This window comes from Meiothermus sp. Pnk-1, from assembly GCF_003226535.1.
Taxonomy (GTDB): Bacteria; Deinococcota; Deinococci; order Deinococcales; family Thermaceae; genus Allomeiothermus.
On record NZ_QKOB01000008.1, the window covers coordinates 37643 to 54766 of the forward strand.

Annotated in this window: 19 protein-coding genes; 15 read left to right on the forward strand and 4 right to left on the reverse strand. The window is 64.7% G+C overall.

The genetic code is table 11. From position 1 onward, the window contains the following. Positions 1 to 4 precede the first annotated feature (4 nt). From lpxA to DNA98_RS11925, 3 genes are read left to right on the forward strand one after another with little or no spacing between them, the layout of a single operon-like run. On the forward strand, positions 5 to 781 hold the full coding sequence (lpxA, locus tag DNA98_RS11915; RefSeq protein WP_110530985.1) for an acyl-ACP--UDP-N-acetylglucosamine O-acyltransferase: 777 nt from the start codon (positions 5 to 7) through the stop codon (positions 779 to 781). A 9-nt stretch (positions 782 to 790) separates the two neighbouring features. Then, complete coding sequence (locus DNA98_RS11920; RefSeq protein ID WP_110530987.1) at positions 791 to 1960, forward strand: sugar synthetase; 1170 nt, start codon at positions 791 to 793, stop codon at positions 1958 to 1960. 1 nt (position 1961) lies between these two features. Then, complete coding sequence (locus DNA98_RS11925) at positions 1962 to 3638, forward strand: ABC transporter ATP-binding protein (RefSeq protein WP_110530989.1); 1677 nt, start codon at positions 1962 to 1964, stop codon at positions 3636 to 3638. 133 nt (positions 3639 to 3771) lie between these two features. Here DNA98_RS11925 and DNA98_RS11930 read toward each other — a convergent pair whose 3' ends face one another. Continuing rightward, positions 3772 to 4263, reverse strand: a complete 492-nt coding sequence (locus tag DNA98_RS11930; protein WP_110530991.1) for a VIT family protein — start codon at positions 4261 to 4263, stop codon at positions 3772 to 3774. Between the two features lie 91 nt (positions 4264 to 4354). Between DNA98_RS11930 and DNA98_RS11935 the strand changes: the two genes are divergently transcribed. After that, on the forward strand, positions 4355 to 5020 hold the full coding sequence (locus DNA98_RS11935) for a S4 domain-containing protein (RefSeq protein ID WP_110530992.1): 666 nt from the start codon (positions 4355 to 4357) through the stop codon (positions 5018 to 5020). A gap of 32 nt (positions 5021 to 5052) precedes the next feature. On the opposite strand, the gene DNA98_RS11940 is transcribed toward DNA98_RS11935, so the two are convergent. Further along, positions 5053 to 5745: a carboxylesterase gene (locus DNA98_RS11940; protein ID WP_110530994.1), complete on the reverse strand. Its 693-nt coding sequence runs from the start codon at positions 5743 to 5745 to the stop codon at positions 5053 to 5055. A gap of 130 nt (positions 5746 to 5875) precedes the next feature. On the opposite strand from DNA98_RS11940, the gene DNA98_RS11945 reads away from it, so the two are divergent. Continuing rightward, positions 5876 to 6673: a DUF4388 domain-containing protein gene (locus tag DNA98_RS11945; RefSeq protein ID WP_110530996.1), complete on the forward strand. Its 798-nt coding sequence runs from the start codon at positions 5876 to 5878 to the stop codon at positions 6671 to 6673. 41 nt (positions 6674 to 6714) lie between these two features. On the opposite strand, the gene DNA98_RS11950 is transcribed toward DNA98_RS11945, so the two are convergent. Continuing rightward, a complete protein-coding gene (locus tag DNA98_RS11950) occupies positions 6715 to 7959 on the reverse strand; it encodes an MFS transporter (RefSeq protein WP_165363980.1) in 1245 nt (414 codons plus the stop codon). Between DNA98_RS11950 and DNA98_RS11955 the strand changes: the two genes are divergently transcribed. After that, entirely contained in the window at positions 7919 to 8899 is a 981-nt protein-coding gene (locus DNA98_RS11955; RefSeq protein ID WP_110530998.1) for a hypothetical protein, read from the forward strand. The genes DNA98_RS11950 and DNA98_RS11955 overlap by 41 nt on opposite strands. Before the next feature lie 57 nt (positions 8900 to 8956). After that, positions 8957 to 10267: a S41 family peptidase gene (locus DNA98_RS11960; RefSeq protein ID WP_110530999.1), complete on the forward strand. Its 1311-nt coding sequence runs from the start codon at positions 8957 to 8959 to the stop codon at positions 10265 to 10267. Between the two features lie 24 nt (positions 10268 to 10291). Here DNA98_RS11960 and DNA98_RS11965 read toward each other — a convergent pair whose 3' ends face one another. Then, a complete protein-coding gene (locus DNA98_RS11965) occupies positions 10292 to 10693 on the reverse strand; it encodes a thioesterase family protein (protein ID WP_233493201.1) in 402 nt (133 codons plus the stop codon). Between the two features lie 61 nt (positions 10694 to 10754). Here DNA98_RS11965 and DNA98_RS11970 point away from each other — a divergent pair, with 61 nt between their 5' ends. The 8 genes from DNA98_RS11970 to DNA98_RS12005 all read left to right on the forward strand — a co-directional run bounded on the left by DNA98_RS11970 (position 10755) and on the right by DNA98_RS12005 (position 17120). Next, complete coding sequence (locus tag DNA98_RS11970; RefSeq protein WP_110531003.1) at positions 10755 to 12509, forward strand: M3 family oligoendopeptidase; 1755 nt, start codon at positions 10755 to 10757, stop codon at positions 12507 to 12509. Between the two features lie 242 nt (positions 12510 to 12751). Further along, on the forward strand, positions 12752 to 13006 hold the full coding sequence (locus DNA98_RS11975; protein WP_110531005.1) for a hypothetical protein: 255 nt from the start codon (positions 12752 to 12754) through the stop codon (positions 13004 to 13006). Continuing rightward, positions 12999 to 13766: a DUF4097 family beta strand repeat-containing protein gene (locus tag DNA98_RS11980; protein ID WP_110531007.1), complete on the forward strand. Its 768-nt coding sequence runs from the start codon at positions 12999 to 13001 to the stop codon at positions 13764 to 13766. The genes DNA98_RS11975 and DNA98_RS11980 overlap by 8 nt, the downstream gene beginning before the upstream one ends. A 105-nt stretch (positions 13767 to 13871) precedes the next feature. Then, the gene (locus DNA98_RS11985) at positions 13872 to 14630 is read left to right on the forward strand and encodes a hypothetical protein (protein WP_110531009.1); all 759 of its coding nucleotides are present in this window, start codon (positions 13872 to 13874) and stop codon (positions 14628 to 14630) included. Between the two features lie 14 nt (positions 14631 to 14644). After that, positions 14645 to 15037 carry a hypothetical protein gene (locus DNA98_RS11990; RefSeq protein ID WP_110531011.1) on the forward strand — a complete coding sequence of 131 codons (393 nt, stop codon included), beginning with the start codon at positions 14645 to 14647 and terminating at the stop codon, positions 15035 to 15037. A gap of 131 nt (positions 15038 to 15168) precedes the next feature. Then, a complete protein-coding gene (locus tag DNA98_RS11995) occupies positions 15169 to 15423 on the forward strand; it encodes a hypothetical protein (RefSeq protein WP_110531013.1) in 255 nt (84 codons plus the stop codon). Between the two features lie 63 nt (positions 15424 to 15486). Next, complete coding sequence (locus DNA98_RS12000) at positions 15487 to 16716, forward strand: MFS transporter (RefSeq protein ID WP_110531015.1); 1230 nt, start codon at positions 15487 to 15489, stop codon at positions 16714 to 16716. Continuing rightward, positions 16716 to 17120: a DUF2089 domain-containing protein gene (locus DNA98_RS12005; RefSeq protein WP_174720020.1), complete on the forward strand. Its 405-nt coding sequence runs from the start codon at positions 16716 to 16718 to the stop codon at positions 17118 to 17120. The genes DNA98_RS12000 and DNA98_RS12005 overlap by 1 nt, the downstream gene beginning before the upstream one ends. The last annotated feature ends 4 nt before the right edge of the window (positions 17121 to 17124 follow it).

A 17124-nucleotide genomic window follows, 5' to 3' on the forward strand; every position in this document is an offset into this window, starting at 1 on the left:
AGCCATGGTCGAGGCTAAAATCCACCCCACCGCCATCGTCTCGCCTCGCGCTCAGCTCGGCCTAGGGGTAGAGATCGGCCCTTATTGCGTGGTGGAGGGGCCTTGTGTGCTGGGAGGGGGGGTTGTCCTGGAGCCGCATGTGGTCATTCGGCCTTACGTGCGCCTGGGGGAGGGGGTGCGCGTCGCTTCTTACGCGGTGCTCGGCGGAGAGCCCCAAGACCTCGGCTTCAAGGGTCAGGAGACCTGGCTCGAGGTCGGAGAGCGCACGGTGATCCGCGAGGGCGTGAGCCTGCACCGCTCCACCCGCGAGGACCGGCCCACCCGCATCGGCGCGGGCTGCTATCTGATGGCCCACAGCCACGTGGCCCACGACTGCCAGGTGGGCGATGGGGTGGTGCTGACCAACGCGGTGAACTTGGCGGGGCACGTGGAGGTGGGGGAGAGGGCCGTTTTGGGCGGGATGACTGGGGTTCATCAATTCGTGCGGATCGGGGCTTACGCCATGGTGGGTGGGGCTTCCAAGGTCAGCCAGGATATCTTGCCCTTTACCCTAGCGGACGGTCGGCCTGCGCGGCACTACCGGCTCAACACCGTAGGGCTGCGCCGCAACGGGATCGGCGGGGAACGCTACCGGGCGCTCGAGCAGGCTTTTCGTGCCCTCCGCGAGGGGAATTTCCCCGATGGCCTCCCCCAGACCGAGGAGATCCTACGGCTGTGCGCCTTCGTCGAAGCTCCGTCCAAGCGGGGTATCGCTGCCTTCGCCCGCTGGGGCGAGGAATGAGCCAAGACGATGGATGAGCTTCTCCTTCTCACCAACGGCCCGGGCGAGCTTTCCACCTGGGTCCCTCCGGTGGTGCGGCGGCTGCGCGAGCGGCTGCCGAAGGCTCGGCTCGAGCTCTTCCTCATCGCCGACCAGTTCGCCAGCGGCCAGGAGCGGCAAAAAGCCCGCGAACTCCCCCTGGATGCGGTGAGCGGGCGGCGTGAGCTGCTAAAGCGGCTGGTCTCGCCTTCGCGCCGGGGGAGAGGGGCGGTCCTGATGTTGGGCGGTGCCCCCCGCGACGCGGTGCTGCTCGCCCGCGCGACCGGCTACCCGGCCTTCTCCTATAGCTTTAGCGGTAGGGGCTGGCACCCCCGGTTGCGCCGTTTCCTTGTGGACTCCCAGCGCACCCAGGCTGAGGCCTTGCGGCGGGGGGCCGATCCCAAGCGCCTTCAGGTGGTGGGAAACTTGGTCCTGGATGCTCTTGCCGAGACTCGGTTGGCGCCCTACGCCGAGGTGGACGTGCTGCTCTTTCCCGGTAGCCGCCCCTTCGCCGCGCGCTATCTGTTGGGGTTCATGCTGCGTTCGGCCGAGCTGATGGCTCAGCAAGAGCCAGGGCTGCGTTTCGCCTGGGTGCGCAGCCGCTTGTTACCCGATGTGGTGGTGGAGGAAGCCCTGGCTGCCCAGGGATCCCGAGCTTTTGGTGGGGTGAGCGCCCGGCTGCAGGGAGGCTCTCTGGTCTCCGAAAATGGCCTCGAGGTCCGCATCGTGGATGAACCCCTACGCTACCCGGCCATGCGAGGAGCCAAGCTGGCCCTTACCATCCCTGGTACCAACACCCTCGAGATGGCCCTTTCTGGACTTCCGGCGGTGGTGCTGCTGCCCTTGCATAAACCCGAGCTGATCCCCCTCGAGGGCCTCCTGCACTGGATTGGCCTGCTCCCTGGGGGGGGCTGGCTCAAGCGGCAGGCTATCCTTCGGGCCGAGCCGCGGGTGGCCCACTTGGCGCTGCCCAACCAGTGGCTGGGAGAACGGGTCTACCCCGAGCTGCGCGGGGTCTTTGGCCCGGAATTGGCGGCTCGGGTAGGGCTCGACTTGCTCTCTCCCCAGCGGCAAGGGTGGGTGCGCTCACGGCTACAAGCCCTCGAGGCCCGCCCTGGGGCCGACACCCTGGTGGAAGCCATTCTCAGCGAACCATCCTAGCATGCGCTTGTGGCATCTGTTCCGCCCTTACCGCCTCTGGCTGCTGGTGGCTGTCTTGCTCGCGCTGTGGCCAGGGGTGGCACAAGTCTTCCTGGCGACCTTGGTGCGTCCGCTGTACGACCAGATACTGGTAGGCGGGCGCTACGAACTGCTGGGGTCGTTGCTGTTGCGGGGGGGCGGACTCTTGCTGTTGGTGGGGGTGGGCGGCTATCTCTTCGAGGCCTACCTGGGCTACCTGGCGGTGCGGATTCCCGCCTCGCTGCGCGAGCGCATGGGGAAGTCCCTGCTGCGGGCCGAACTCGCCCGACTGCCCGGCTCGGCAGCCTTGGCCGGACGCCTCCTGGCTGACCTGCGCGAACTCGAGAGTTTCATCCTCCACGCCCTGGGGACCGCTCTTCTCCAGGGGATGAGCCTTTTGGCTTTGCTGGTAGCCCTCTTTGGCCTTAACCTGTCCCTTACGCTGGGCTTGCTGCTGTTCTTGCCGCTGTTAGCCGCGCTGACCGGCTGGGTGGGCCGCTTGGTGGGCCAGGCCAGCGGGCGTACCCAAGCGCAGGCCGAGCGGGTTGCCCTCACCTTGGCGGAGGTGTTTGGCCGGCTCGAGCTGGTACGGGCTTTGGGGCTCGAGCGCTTCGCCCAAGACCGCTTAGATAAGGAGAGCCAGCGCTTCTACCGGCTCGGGTTACGCCGGGCGCTGTATACGGCGCTGCATTTGCCCATCTCTCAGATGTTCACCGGGCTAGCCCTGGGGTTGCTGCTCGGGCTCGGCATCCGCGAGGTGGAGGCGGGGAACCTCACCCCGGGCGGGCTCACCGCTTACCTGACCCTGTTGGGTTTGGCGGTCGCCCCTTTGCAGGTGCTCCCCAAGACCGGCCTGTTGTGGGCCCAGGCCGACGCGGCGGCGGGGCGGCTGCTCGAGCTGTTTTCGCTCCCCCCCGCCCCCCCCGAAGGTCAGGAGACCGGCCCGGCGGAAGGCTATCTTCGCTTCGGGAAGGTATCTTTTGTGTACCCCGACGGCAAGGTCGCTTTGCGAGAAGTTAGCTTTAGCCTAACGCCGGGAACCCTCACCGCCCTGGTCGGCCCCAGCGGGGCGGGTAAGAGCACCCTCTTGCGGCTGGCGCTGGGGCTTTACCGGCCCGCCTCCGGGGAGGTTTTGCTCGACGGGAAGCCTCTTTCAAGCTACCGCCACGCGGCGTTGGCCCAGGCTTTGGCCTGGGTTCCGCAGGAGCCGTTGTTCTTCGGGGGGAGCTTGGCGGAAAACCTGGCCGCGCTGGCCCCGGGAATAGGCCCTGAGCAGGCCCAGGCGGCCTTGCAGGAAGTAGGGCTATGGGAGGAACTGCCCCAGGGCTTGCGCAGCGATCCCGCCGCGCTCTCGGTGGGGCAGCGGCAACGCTTAGCCATCGCGGCGGCCCTGCTGCGCGACGCCAAAGTGCTGGTGCTGGACGAGGCCACGAGCGCCCTCGACCTCTCCGCTGAGGCCCAGGTGATGGCTGCGCTCGAGCAGGCCCGCCCGGGGCGCACCTTGCTGGTGGTGGCCCACCGGCTCGCCAGCGTTCAGCACGCCGACCGCATCCTGGTACTCAAGGACGGGCGGCTCGTGGAGGAGGGGCGGCACCAGGAACTGCTCGAGCAAGGCGGGGAGTACGCCCGGCTGTGGCAGGCTGGGGGCGTGCGCAGATAAAAGCCATGCGCTATTTGACGTTCGGGGCCTTGGGATGGGCGCGTAGTATGCTGGGGCTACCGATTTGGATTTGTGAACCTCGAAGCTTCGCGCCACGGAAGGCTGAGGGGGTGATATTGGCCCGCCGGTGGCGCTATGAGCCAGCCCCTATCCGTCCCAGCCAGACCCCGATGGCAAACACTACCCCACCCCCCACGATCACCTGGACAATGGTCCGCCCCAGCGGGCTTTTCATGTAGCGAAAGCGGATGTAGGCGATGGCGAGCAGCTCGAGCACCACTACTGTGTAGGCCAAAAGCAGGGCGGTATTCAGATTGGAGATAAGAAACGGCAGGGTGTGAAACATCCCGCCCAGGAAGGTGGCTATGCTGGTGATTCCGCCCCGGATCAGGGGGCTGCCGCGTCCGCTGATCACCCCGTCGTCGGAGAGCGCCTCGGCCAAGCCCATGCTGATCCCTGCCCCCAGGGAGGCGGCAAACCCTACAAAAAACGCGTCATGGGGGTTCCCGGTGAGGGTAGCGGTGGCGAAGATAGGGGCTAGGGTCGAGACCGAGCCGTCCATCAGCCCTAACAGACCGGGCTGGATGATTTGCAGGATGGTCCTGTGCTCCACGGAGTGGGTCATAGTTTGATAATAGTAATTATTAGCAATAAGAGTGTCAAGCGCAACGGCCCGTTGCTGGTAAAACCCCAGCCAGGGGCTTAGCATAGGCCCTATGAGGGAGTATCTGAGCAGAGCCCGGGGGGGGCGGGTTGTCCAGACCCCTTTCCTCGCGCCCGATCTTCAGGAAGAACTGCGCGGCCTTGCGCGAGGGGAGGGGCTCCAGGTGGCCGCCTTCGGCGGTTTGCCGCTGGCGGAGCGAAAGGTGATGGTGCTCTACCCCGAGGAAGTGCCCCAGGTCTCCGACCCGACGCGGGTGCTCTTTCTGCCTTGGGCGGGGGATCTGGAAAGCCTCGAGGACCGGTTGCGGGAAGTGCTCGAGCCGGGGCTGTTAGGCGACTGCGAGGAGGTGGAAGGCGGTGGCTTGGTGGTGACCCTGCCTAAAGGCTATAAAGCCCTTAGAGAGGCGGGCCTAGAGGCTCGCGCGCTTGGCCCCGATGAGCTGCCTAAAAGCCGCGAGCGGGTGCGGAGCGTGGTCGTGCCTAGCCTTCGGGTGGACGCGGTGGGGGCTAAGGGGTTCGGCGTCTCCCGCAGCTACTTCGCCCAAGGGGTGAAAGCCGGAAAGGTCAAGCTGGGGGGAAAAACCGCGGCCGGCAAGGACGAGGTCAAAGAGGGCGATACCCTGTTGGCCGAGGGGTTGGGGGTTCTCGCCGTGCGCCGGGTGCTGGGTTCGACCAAGCGGGGGAATTACAAGCTCGAGGTAGAAGTGCATAAAGGGTGAACGCTCACCCAAGGGCGCGTATGAGGACCGCGCTAAACCGGCAGGATCTCCCTTAACCACTCCCGGATATCCGCCGCGACCTGCTCCGCCTGGCTATCGAGGAGCAGGTCATGCTCGCTCTCGTACACCCTGTATTGCTTTTGCGCGCTACCCAACCGCTCGTAGAACCGTCGCACCGAAACTTCGGGGATGGTGCTGTCGTAGCGAGCTTGCAGCACGAAGGCGGGGGCTTTGACCTTAGGCAGCAAGGGGTCTACCGTCCGCTGGAGCTTGACCAGCTCGGCTACCGCGGCGGTAGGTATCCAGGGATAGTTGGGGCTCTTGGCCTTGCGCTCGGCGTCTCGCACCGAAGCGGTGCCCTTGGCGATAGGGATAGCCCAGGAGAGGTAGGGGGCGAGGTAGGCGGTTTTATTGACGAAGCCCAAGGCCGGGACCATCGCCACCAGGGCTTGCGGGGCTTCCTCCGCGGCGATCTTCGCCGCTAGCAACCCGCCCATCGAGAGCCCCACCGCCGCTTTGGGGCTGGGGAGGGCGCGGTAGGCCTCGAGCGCCACCCTATACCAGTCCTGCCAGCGCACCCCCTGGAGGTCTTCAGGGCGGGTGCCGTGGCCGGGTAGGGTGGGCTGGGCAACCTGATACCCGGCTTGGCGCAAGGCTTGGGGCAACGGGCCGACCGTCAGGACTGGGTGCGAGGACAGGCCGTGCAGGATGAGTACACTGGGCATATGCTCTAACTTACCCTACCCTTGAGCGCCTGCCCACGGGTTAGAGCCCCGCTCTTGAAGACCGACACCGCAGCGTGAGTCAGGTTTTTTTCGGTAGAATCGGGCCGTCGGATAGCGAGGTGGATTGAGGGTGTTGAAAGGAAACCTGGCCGATTTTCCGCTAGTGGGGTTGCTCCAGATGCTCTTCGCTTCGGGGCGGGGTGGGGCCTTGATCATCGAACCGCCGCCGCTTTCCGGGAACATTTACATCTACGCTGGGCAGATCATCCATGCCCAGGCTGGAGGGCTCACCGGGAACCGCGCCTTGACCTTGCTGGCCGGGTTGCGCCGGGCCTCCTTTCGCTTCGAAGCGGAAAGCCTTCCGCCGATGGCTACCATCGAGAGCGGGAGGTTCCAGACCCAGGCACGCCTGGCCGAAGAGGTCCAGATCTGGCAAGGCTTGAGGCACCTTCCGGAGGACTGGACCCAGGGGCTGCGCATAGACCCCAAAGCGCACCAGCAGGATTTGACCCCTCAGGACCTGCTCCTCTTGCAGCAGCTTGATGGGCGGCGCATCGTGGAGGTGCTGACTTCCTTCGAGGCCGGTCCGCTCGAGGCCGCCCAGACCCTCGAGCGCCTGTTCGCGGCTGGATGGCTGAGCAGCAAACCCCAGCTTCTCATCGGGCCAGCTTTGCTGGTGGTGCTGCCCCTCTACGGGAATGAGCAGGGGGTTGCTTATGTTGACGAGGCCCTCTACCTCCAGTGGTCACGCCAGATTAAGCAAAGCTTCCTCCTGCGCGTCGGCCTGCGTAGCGGGGCAGAGGACGTAATCCTCACCCCCCGGCCCCGTCCTAACTTTCAATCGCGCCTGGGGCTTTTTGAAAAAGACCTGCGCAGATACCGCTTAGCTCGAGGAACGCAGGTTGAGGCGTGGCCCGAGCTGGAGTAGGGGCTAATCCCTGAGCGAAGGGGCGCCCGATCTGACCCCGTTCAGACCTCGCTGTTGAGCTTACGCCCGGCGTACAGGGCCCAAGCGTAAAACCCGGAGGCCAACAGCAGCGGGGCGGCGTACCCTTGCCAGTCGGCCAGTAATCCACCCAAGACGGGCGAGAACGAGGCGATTCCCACCAGGGTGTTGGCCAGCCCGATGTAAGAACTGCGGTGTTCAGCCGGAGCGGCATTGAGCAAGTAGGTGGTGGTCCCTAGCCCTAGAGCAGCTAAATAGGCTCCCTGAAGCACGAAGACCAGTCCGTAGGCTGGAACCGGGAGCAGGAGGGCCAGGATGGGGGTCAGGGTTCCCAGCGCCCCTCCCACCAGGATCAGCGGGCGCGAGCCGTAGCGCTGGGCGAGGCGCACCCATAGCAGGTTCGAGAGCACCGAGGAGAGGGCGTAGAGGGTCAGGTAGATACCGACCTCGCTGGTCTGTCGCAGCACCCGTACCGCATAGGCTGCGTAAAAAGGTTCGACCATCGAGGCTAAGGCCAGCATCACCCGTACCCGCAGGAAGCGCCGGAAGACGAAGTCTTTGAAGGGGAGGGTGAGGGAGATGCGCGGCTGTGGCCCCCCCGGCTCGGGCGGTTCGTTCACCAGCCCGAACAAGTACCAACCGGTGGCGAAGGCCAGCGTGCCGAAGGTGAAAAGCAGGGCATACGGGAGCGGGAAAGCCAGCCCGGTCGCGAGCAGACCGCGCACCACGAACCCGGCCAGAAAGGCGAGCAGCCCGCCCACCAGGTTGCGGATGCCGAAAAAGGCTGCCCGCCGCTCCTGGGGGATGGTTTTGGATACGGTCTCCCAGAAGGGCAGGCTGCTGAGGCCGGTGAAGAGCCCGTTGAGCGCCAGCCCCAGCAAGAAGCAGGCCAAGAGCAAGCCGGGCCGGTGGCCGAAGAGGAAGCTCGAGAGGGCGATCAAGGCCAGCCCCGAGATGCGCAGCAGGGCCACCCGGCGGTAGAGTGTTACCTTCACCGGCAGTCGGGCCACATAGGGGGCGATAAAGGCCTGGGGAACCAGCGATCCCGCGTTCAGCAGGGAAGGCAGCAAGCCGATTGCCCAGTTGGGCGCGCCCAGTTTGGCGGCGAAGCTCGAGAGTACGATGGTGGCGTTGAAGAAGGCATCTCCCAGAGCCACAAACCAGCCGTTGAGTACACCGAGCCGGTAGTTACGGTCGATGCCCTGGCCCTGGCCTATGATGCGGTCTATGCCGGTTTTGATCTTGCCGACCCTTGGCCCTTTCCACATCCTGCACCCACGGTACAACGCCGTTACCGTCTTGGAAATGGCCAAGGCCTACGCACCCCGGGCAGTGCTGCTGGCCTCGTACGCCCCAGCCGAACTCGAGGCCGGCCTCTGGCGCGATGCGGGCGACCTCCCTCTTTTTCACCTGCTGCCGTGGGCCGAGGGCAATGGGGTAGAGGTGATCGCGCTGGACAAGCATCCCAACCTCAAGGCACAGGCCGAGCAGTTTCGCCAGGCCTTGGCACAGTTTCCCCGCGGTCAGGAGTACTTAGCGCAGGCCGCCGAGCTCGAGCGGCGGCTGCAGGCTTTATTGACGCGGCCCCTTTTGTCCGATATGCTCTCGAGCCCCGCCTTCATCAGCGAACTGTGGAACTACCTAGACGGCTTTGTCCAGATATTCGGAGAGGGTCCTGCGACCGGTTTTCGCGCGCAGCGGATGCAAGCTGTGGCCGGGCAGATTGGCTCCAAGGGCGAGGGGCGCTGGCTGGTGATTGCCGACCTCCTCGACTACCCTTACCTGCTCCGCGAGGTCCCCGGCGCAGCCGGACCGGGTGCCCACGCCTCGAGCCCCGCCGAGGCCGACCGGGCTATCCTGGACCGGGCTTGGCGGTTAGAGGGCGATGACGACTGGGGGCTGCTGCTGCAGCAGCTTCAGGAGATAGCAGACGCGGAAGCCCAGTACCTGGCGGCGCAGATTTATCTGGCCGCAGGGCGCCCCGAAGACGCGTTGGCGCTGATGGAACCCTTGCTGCATGCTGAATTTGCCCATCCCGCCTACTTGCCTGGCTACGTGTTGGCCCGCTACGGCCAGCTGCAGGACTTGGTGGGTAATCGCCAGGCTGCTTTGCGGGCCTACCAGGCCACGCTGGCGTTGTCCTGGGTTCCTGCCGAAGCGCGGGAGATCGCCTTGGCGGGGCAACGAAACCCGTTTAAGCTGGGGTAGAAGCTTATCGAGAACCCGTCACACCCAACCGGGCCGGGGTTGCCTTACACTTGGTCCATGCTCAAGCGCGCTGCCCTGCGGGCTATGGCGCTGGCCTTGGCCTTGGCTTCGGTTTGGGCTTGGGCCAGTCCAGCCCAGGAGCTCTTGAACCGCGCGGCTGACTTGTTGGCGCACAACTATGCCGGTCCCTCGACAAAAGACCCCACCGCACTGGCCCAAAAGTATCTGGGCAAGCTGAACGAGGCCTGTGCTCCTCAGGGCGAGACCTGCGCGGTGGAGGTAGCCCTTCCCTTGCTGCGGGAGATGATGAGCGAGCTAGGAGACCCGCACTCGAGGCTTTGGCTGCCGGAGGAGTACGCCGGGCTGGGTCTGGTGCCTGGGGATCGGCAAGCTCGGCGAGGGCTGGGGATCCGCCACACGGTGGTGCCCGAATTGGTGGGGTTGATCGTACTCGAGGTCGAAGACGGCAGTCCGGCCAAGGCTGCGGGGTTACGGCGGGGCGACCGCATCGTGAGGGTCAATGGCCAAGAACTCAGCGGCAGCGCCGACGAGCGCCGGGCGGTGCTGGCCAAGGCCGTGGCTGATGGGGGCGAGATCGATTTGGCGGTGGCGCGGGCTCCTTTCGGTGCTCTGATCTCCTTGCGGATCACGCCGGGGATTTTGGCTACCCCGCTTCCCGAGATGTACTGGCTCGAGGAAGGGATCGCCTGGCTGCGCATCCCCAACTTCCGCGCCGAGCGGACCGCGCAGGAAGTTCACCGCCTGGTTCGCGAGGCACAGGACAAAGGGGCCTGGGGGCTGGTGCTGGACCTGCGGAATAACGGCGGGGGTAGCCTATTCCAGGTCATCCTCACCGCCGGGGCTTTTGTAGAGGAGCCGGGCCGTCGCTACGAGCGCCGGGATCTACTTGCCGATACGGTTGTATACCGCGGCGGTACGCTGCTGCGGCGCGACGGAGGCGGTGAGCGCCCGCTGTTGAGCCTGCCCGCCCCGGCGCGTTGGCGGGGCCCGATGGTGGTGCTGGTCAACAAAGCCTCGGCCTCGGGGGCCGAGTTTTGCGCGTTGGATTTACAAAGCGCAGGCATTCCGGTGATCGGTGAAGAGACGGCGGGCGTGGGCGATACGGTCACCAACTTCTTTTTGCTGCGGCAAGGCGGCCCTGCGTTGCAGATCACCACCTTCATCGCCCGGCGGCTAGACGGGGGCGCCTATCCCTCCAGGGTCACGCCGGACAAGGCCGTGGCCGATGACGCCAAGGCGCTGGCCGAGGGCCACGATGTGCCGCTGGAGGCTGCCCTCGGCTTTTTACGGAGCCATCGCCAGGCCACCGGGCTGGCTGCCCCGGACGCTTTGCTGCGCGCTTGGTAGGCCAAGGGCTGCGTAAGAAGACGGCTACAATCCCTCTACCGGCTCTGCCTCGAGCTTGCGGATAGCCCGCCGTACCACCTCGGGAACCCGCGCGGATTGCTCTTCGTGCATCCATACCTGCACGGTTTGGGCTTTGGCCGCGAGCGCTTCCTCGGCATAGATCGCGTAGGCGGTGCGGAAGCTTTTGTTACCTACCGCTGTCACCCGGACGTGCACCTCGACCCGCTGGCCAAGCAGGATTGGCCTCAGGTAGTCAACTTCCGAGCGGGCCACCAGGGTTTTGAACTCGGGAAGGTCCGGCTCGAGGCTGTGTAAAGCGCGGTAGTAGGCAGCCCGAGCCTCTTCCAGGTAGCTCAGATAGACTGCGTTGTTGACGTGCGCAAAGGTGTCAAGGTCGCTGTAGCGAACCCAAATGGGGATGCTCACCGGAAAGACCACCCTTACAAGATACTCCGGTTGCAAGTGCCCTTGCGGCTATACTCTAACCATGCATCATGTGGCCGAACTTCCCCAGTGGGATTTGACCCCGTTGTTTTCAGGGTTGGATGCCAAAGATTTTCAAGCTGCGTGGGACGATGTACGCCAGCGTATCCGCGACCTCGAGGCCCTGATGGGCCGTCACGAAGTAGGCAAGCGGGCCGCCCGCCCCTCCGACAAGGCCGCCTTCCGGGAGATCATTGACGCACTGAACGGCATTTACGAAGCGCAGACTCCCCTTGGCGCTTACCTCTACGCCCTCGTCTCTACCGAGGCCACCAACGAGGCCGCCCAGGCCAAGCTCTCTGAGTACGAGGGCCTGATGCTCCAGCTACAGCGGCTGCGCCCGCGCTGGGTGGTTTGGCTGGCCGCGCTCGAGCCCGAGATGGTCGAAGCCGGAGAGTATTCGATCCTCATCGAAGAGGCCAAGGTAGAAGCCCAGCACATGATGAGTGAAGCAGAGGAGGTCCTGGCTGCCGAGCTCTCGCTTTCGGGCGGGGCGGCTTGGGCCAAACTGCACGGCAACTTGACCAGCCTCATCACCGCTTCGGTGAACGGGGAAGAGTTGCCCATGTCCTCGGTACGGCTCTTAGCCATGAACCCCGACCCCGCGGTGCGCAAAGCCGCCTATGAGGCGGAGCTTGCCGCCTGGAAGGCCAACGAGGTGGCGCTGGCAGCGGCCCTCAACGGCTGGAAGGGGGAACAGAGCACCCTCAACCGCAAGCGCGGCTGGGCCGACGACCTCGAGCCCACCCTGCAGCAAAACCGCATCACCCGCGGGGCCCTCTCGGCCATGCAGGCGGCGATGGTGGAGAGCTTCCCAATCTGGAGACGCTACTTCCGGGCTAAGGCCAAGGCTTTGGGTAAAGAACGGCTCGACTGGTGGGACCTTTTCGCGCCCGTCGGCGTGGCTGGCGGTAGGCGCTGGAGTTGGGAGGAGGGGCGGAGGTTCATCGTGGAGCACCTGTCCGCTTTTTCTCAGGCTGATGCCGATCTGGCGGAGCGGGCCTACGCCGAGCGTTGGATCGACGCCCTACCGCGCAAGGGCAAGGTTGGCGGGGCGTACTGCATGCCCATCGGCAAGGGGCAAAGCCGCATCCTCACCAACTACGAGGAGAGCTTCGGTGGGGTCTCCACCATGGCCCACGAGCTTGGCCACGCCTACCACAACCTCTGCTTGTCCACCCGACCAGCCCTCTTACGCCAGACGCCGATGACCCTGGCCGAGACCGCTAGCATCATGAACGAGACCATCATTACCGAGGCGGCCTTGAGCAGCGTGTCCGAAGCCGAGCAACTCCCCATCCTGGAAGGCAACCTACAGGATACGGCTCAGGTGATAGTGGACATCCACTCCCGGTTCTTGTTCGAGCGCTCGGTGTTTGAAAAGCGCAAAGAGCGGGAGCTTTCCCCCAGCGAGTTCAAGCAGCTTATGCTCGAGGCCCAGCAGGCTACCTACGGCGACGCTCTGGCTTCCTACCACCCCTACATGTGGGCGGTGAAGGGGCACTACTACGGCAGCGATTTCTACAACTATCCCTACGCCTTCGGCCTCCTCTTTGGGCTGGCCCTGTTCAACAAATACCGGCTCGAGGGCCCCGATTTCGTAGCCCAGTACGATGACCTCTTGGCCTCGGTAGGGACCTACTCGGCGCAGCAGCTGGCCGCCCGCTTCGGCTTCGACCTGGAGGATCCGGGTTTTTGGGCCGGGGGGCTCGAGGTGTTGGCTGCGCGGATTGCGCGCTTTGAGAAGCTGGTGGGATAGAGGCTTTGTCGTACGTCGAACGCTGTATGCCCTACGAAGGCCCGTGGCTTGTAGCTGGTGGATCCATCCCCTAAAGGAAGAGTGGTTGGGGCGAGGGTTCCGATCCCTCGCCCCCGCATATTCCTTCCCCGCGTCTAAAACATGATTTCAACAATTTGGCAAGCTGTACTTAAAAAATATAAAACGTGACTTGACAATATATAAATATAAGCCTTACACTTCCTGATAAGGAGGGGGTAAGGATGTACGTTTCGAATAACTGGCAAGCGCTCGAGCGTCTTTCGCGGGATCGCGTCGCCACCCTGCGCGCCGAGGCGTGTTTTCGCGGCGTCAGCCGGGTGGCGTGTTTTCGCGGCGTCAGCCGGGTGGCCGAGCAACGTCAGAAGCCGCCCCGCCTGAGCCTGCGGCGGCGGATCGCCCGGCGGTTTAGAGAATGGGCCAGGAAGCTCGAGAGCGAGCCCTACTGGGGGCGGGAGGGGGAAGCCTCCTATGGATGAGCGTAGCCGCATCCGAGCCCTCCTCGAGGGAGGCCGGATTACCCAGGAAGAGGCCGACACCTTGCTCGAGACGCTGGATGAACTCGAGGCCGAGGAAGCCCCGACTCTTCAAAAGGAAATCAAACCGGTTGCTGTCGTTCCGGGTGAACTCCGCTGGGTCAAGGTGATTCTGCACTCCGAAGATTTAAAAGCCGGCTTCGACCCCCGCCTCGAGCAGCCCCTCATCGAGGGCCAGGTAGAAGTACAGGAGGAGGGCTCCGGTTTCCTGGTGACCCGCCAGCGGGGCCAGCGGCGGGAGCGGGGTGCTCACTTCTTCGAGAACGTGCTGCGCTACTTCGAGGGCAGCGAGGTCAAGGTGCACCTTCCGGCGGGCTGGGGGCTCGAGCTATACGTCACGTCGGGAGAGGTCGAGGTCGAGGGGATCCCCTTCGTACGGGGGAAGATCGGTTCCGGCGATGTCGAACTCGAGGACGTGCAGGGTTTGGACCTGCGGATCGCCTCGGGCAAACTCGAGGCCACCCTCAGGCTCACCCAAGGCGAGCACAAGCTGGTGATGGGCAGCGGAGACGCCGAGATTCGCTTCGTGGGTAGCTCGGTGCAGATCGCTGGGGTTTTGGGCAACGGCGAACTCGATCCGCGCGGCAACTTCAGCCAGCGGGGGCGGCTTGTCAAAGGCCTGGTCGGGCCGGGTGCGGCCAAGCTGAGCATTCAAATGGGAAGTGGCGATTTGACCCTGGAAGACCGGAGTGCTTCCGCTTAGGGCAGTGGCCACGACTTCTGCGCTGGATGAGGGCGAAAGACGCTATCGGGGAGGCGGTTTGCCATCTTAATGGGCGATATCGCAAACCGCTCTAGGAGGATCAACATGGACGAACGCGAACGGATAGAAGCTTTGCGGCGCGAAGGGAAGATCAACGACGAGGAAGCCCAGATGCTCCTGGAGGCCCTCGAGGCTGCGGATCAGCTCGAGGGGGAAGTCCAGTCCAGCGCAGAGCCCAAGGGTGTGGAGTATGGATCCCTCGAGGGGCAAGCTGGGGCCGGTGGCGGTTGGGCCTACCCGAGCCAAGAGCGGCGCTGGGTCAAGGTGAACATGCTGGCGGGACAACTTGAAGTCCGTGTGGATCCCAGCCTGCAAGAGCCCCGGGTGTGGGGCAAGGCCAGCGTGCGGCAGGTCGGCCAGGACTTGGTGGTCGAGCCGCAGCCGGTGCAGGGGGACTTCCTGGGGGGGGTGCTCAAAAACTTTAGGGCCGGCGAGTTGGACGTTCGCCTCCCTCCAGGCTGGGGCCTCGAGCTGGACGGTAAAGCCGGGGATATCGAGATAGAAGGGGTGGCCTTTGTCCGAGGCCGCCTGTTGGCCGGGGACATCGAACTGCGCGAGGTCGGTGGGCTCGACCTGGATGTGAAGGCCGGGAACATCGAGGGGAGCGCCTTGCTCCGCGAGGGAAGCCACCGCCTGCGCATCGAGATGGGCAACGCCCAGGTGCGGCTCTTGCCGGGCTCGAGCCTGAAGCTCAAAGCCGGGGTGGGGCTAGGGAACCTCGAGACCCCAGGGGACCGGATCGCCGACGGCGTGGGAACCCTGGAGGCGTATGTCCGCATGGGCAACCTCGAGATCGAAGGGTAGGCGGGGGCCTGAGTATGGAAGACAAGAAGAAGATCATGGACATGGTGAAGGAGGGCAAGATCTCCATTGACCAGGCGTTAGAGCTTTTGGAGGCCCTCGAGCCGAGCGGAGAGCATCGGGGGTTCAGCTTGGCTCCCACCTCTTCTGCCCCCCAGGGCACGGCCCGCCTGCTGCGTATCCAGGTAGACGCCCAGGAGGCTAAGGTACGGGTCAACGTCCCGGTGGCGCTGGCCAAGTTCGCCCTGAGCTTCGTTCCCGAGGAGGCCAGAGAAAACCTCTCGGATCGAGGTATTGATCTTTCCAACCTGCTCGATTCCCTAGGCAGCAACCTGCCTGAAGGCCGCCTAGTCGAGATCGAGGGCAGCGACGACGGCGAGCCGTTCAAGGTGATCGTGGAGGTGGTTTGAGCGGGCGGGGCTACCTCTAGGGGGTCGGCATGATGGCAGCTCTATTCAAACCAGGCAACTCCGGGAGCTTTTCTCGCAAGCTTCCGCCGCTGCGTCCGCGCTTTATATACCTGAGCCTCCGGACGCGAGGGTTGAAGGTTCCTATCTTTTTGGTGGTGCCGCTGAGCCTGCTCGAGCTCGCCCTGTGGACTAGCGTCTGGGTCTTAGACGGGCGGAGGCTGTTTGTCCAAAGCCGCTCAGCCGGGGCGGTTGGCTGGGAGGAGCGAACCCGGCAAGCTATCCGGGGGCTCGCCAAGAGCATCACGGCATTGCGGGGTTACGAGGGCTTTGGCCTCCTCGAGATCGAGGCCAAGGGCGGGGTCTCGCTCAAGATCGGGCTTTGGTGAAGTGTGGCGTTGGGTTAGCTCGAGGGGCGGCCTCCGGGCAACGACCCAGTTAGGACCATTCTCATGAACCATCCGTTGAAGAACATAGATTTCCGCTGGCTGCTCGCCTCGAGGGTCGCGGGCAACCTCAGCCTGGGGTTTGCCGAGGTGCCCCTCATGTGGTGGGTGCTGGAGACGACCGGCCAGGCTTCGCTGGTGGCGACGGTGGCGCTGATCGGGGCCATCGGGGCGTTGATCGCGGCCCCCCTGGGCGGGGTCTGGGCCGACCGAGGCCACAAGAGGCACCTGATCCAGTTCACCTATGCCGCGGATGCCCTAGTGCAACTGGCGATGATCTGGGGGATCGCCAGCGGCCACCTGGAGCTGTGGGGGGTTTACGTGCTGGTGGGGTTGGCCTCGCTTTTCGGAAACCTGCGCAGCCCAGCGCTAGGGGCTTTACAACCCCTGTTGCTCGAGCCCAACCAGTACCAGCAGGGCAACGCGGTGATGAGCTTGGCCACCACGCTAGGCATGGCCGCCTCGTTCGCCTTGGCTGGGACCGCCACCGGGTTTCTCGGGGTGGCCGGAGCCTTGTGGGTCGGGCTGGGCTTGGTGGTGCTGGCGGCGTTGCTGCTCATCCCCATCCGGGAGCCCCAAGTGCTCTCGCACACCGCGCATCAACAGCCTGCCAGGGCCATGCTCGAGGGGTTGCGCTTTATTCGGCGGACTCCGGTGGTGTTTTGGATCGTTGTGATCGCCATGCTCATCAACCTGATCCTAGCCCCCTTCGGAGCGCTGGCCGCCCCTTATGCCAAGGGACTGGGGGGTGGGGCCGCCGATTACGGACTGCTCACCGCGGCCTTGATGGTAGGGCAACTCGCCGGGCTGGTGATGATGAACTTCATTCGGATGAGAAACCCCTTCCTCACCTTTTTGCTCGGCACCTGGGGGCTGGCCGGAGGGGTGGGGCTGCTCGCCGTGGCGCCCCACCTGATCGTAGCGCTGGCGCTGTTGGCTCTGTTCGGCGTGGCGGCTTCCTTCATGAACGTGCAGGCCATGACCTTGGCCCAGCAGGCCATCCCCAAGGAGATGATGGGACGGGTGTTCGGGGTGTTGCAGGGGCTCAACATGGGGGTGCAGCCGCTGGGCTTGGCGACCACTTCGGGCCTGCTGGCGGTAATGGGGGTGCGGTCTATTTTCGCCGCGATGGGCGCTTTGATGCTGCTGGCCTCGCTGGCCTGGTTCCAGCGCCCGGTGCGCTCGGCCCTTAAGATTGCGGGTGCTTGGCCCGAAAGGGCGTTAGGAGGTAACTGATGCGAATCTATCCCATGCCCACTTCTTGCCCCGCTTGCCGCAGCCGGTTGCGGGTGAGCAGGCTGGTCTGCTCCAACCCCGATTGCCGTAGCGAAATCAGGGGCGAGTTCGAGGTCAACGAGTTTGCCTTGTTGCCTCCCGAACCGCTCGAGTTCCTGCGGCTTTATATCAAGAGCGGGGGTAACCTGAAAAAAGTCGAGAGCATCCTGGGGGTTTCGTACCCCACCGTACGGGCTCGCTTCAAAGATATGCTGTACGCCCTAGGCTACGAGATGCCTGACGAGCCCGAGCCCCCCCAGCCCGACCTGGCCAAGGAGCGCTCGGATATCCTCTCTGCGCTCGAGAGGGGAGAGATCACCCCTGAGGAGGCCAACCTCCGGCTACGGGCGCTCAGGCGCAGATGAGGCG

Coding starts and splice junctions, on each gene's coding strand:
- DNA98_RS11925 (WP_110530989.1), top strand. CDS start 1,962: ATGCGCTTGTGGCATCTGTTCCGCCCTTACCGCCTCTGGCTGCTGGTG.
- DNA98_RS11950 (WP_165363980.1), bottom strand. CDS start 7,959: ATGTGGAAAGGGCCAAGGGTCGGCAAGATCAAAACCGGCATAGACCGC.
- DNA98_RS11930 (WP_110530991.1), bottom strand. CDS start 4,263: ATGACCCACTCCGTGGAGCACAGGACCATCCTGCAAATCATCCAGCCC.
- DNA98_RS11975 (WP_110531005.1), top strand. CDS start 12,752: ATGTACGTTTCGAATAACTGGCAAGCGCTCGAGCGTCTTTCGCGGGAT.
- DNA98_RS12000 (WP_110531015.1), top strand. CDS start 15,487: ATGAACCATCCGTTGAAGAACATAGATTTCCGCTGGCTGCTCGCCTCG.
- DNA98_RS11960 (WP_110530999.1), top strand. CDS start 8,957: ATGCTCAAGCGCGCTGCCCTGCGGGCTATGGCGCTGGCCTTGGCCTTG.
- DNA98_RS11920 (WP_110530987.1), top strand. CDS start 791: ATGGATGAGCTTCTCCTTCTCACCAACGGCCCGGGCGAGCTTTCCACC.
- DNA98_RS11940 (WP_110530994.1), bottom strand. CDS start 5,745: ATGCCCAGTGTACTCATCCTGCACGGCCTGTCCTCGCACCCAGTCCTG.
- DNA98_RS11990 (WP_110531011.1), top strand. CDS start 14,645: ATGGAAGACAAGAAGAAGATCATGGACATGGTGAAGGAGGGCAAGATC.
- DNA98_RS11935 (WP_110530992.1), top strand. CDS start 4,355: ATGAGGGAGTATCTGAGCAGAGCCCGGGGGGGGCGGGTTGTCCAGACC.
- DNA98_RS12005 (WP_174720020.1), top strand. CDS start 16,716: ATGCGAATCTATCCCATGCCCACTTCTTGCCCCGCTTGCCGCAGCCGG.
- DNA98_RS11985 (WP_110531009.1), top strand. CDS start 13,872: ATGGACGAACGCGAACGGATAGAAGCTTTGCGGCGCGAAGGGAAGATC.
- DNA98_RS11980 (WP_110531007.1), top strand. CDS start 12,999: ATGGATGAGCGTAGCCGCATCCGAGCCCTCCTCGAGGGAGGCCGGATT.
- DNA98_RS11970 (WP_110531003.1), top strand. CDS start 10,755: ATGCATCATGTGGCCGAACTTCCCCAGTGGGATTTGACCCCGTTGTTT.
- DNA98_RS11955 (WP_110530998.1), top strand. CDS start 7,919: ATGCCGGTTTTGATCTTGCCGACCCTTGGCCCTTTCCACATCCTGCAC.
- lpxA (WP_110530985.1), top strand. CDS start 5: ATGGTCGAGGCTAAAATCCACCCCACCGCCATCGTCTCGCCTCGCGCT.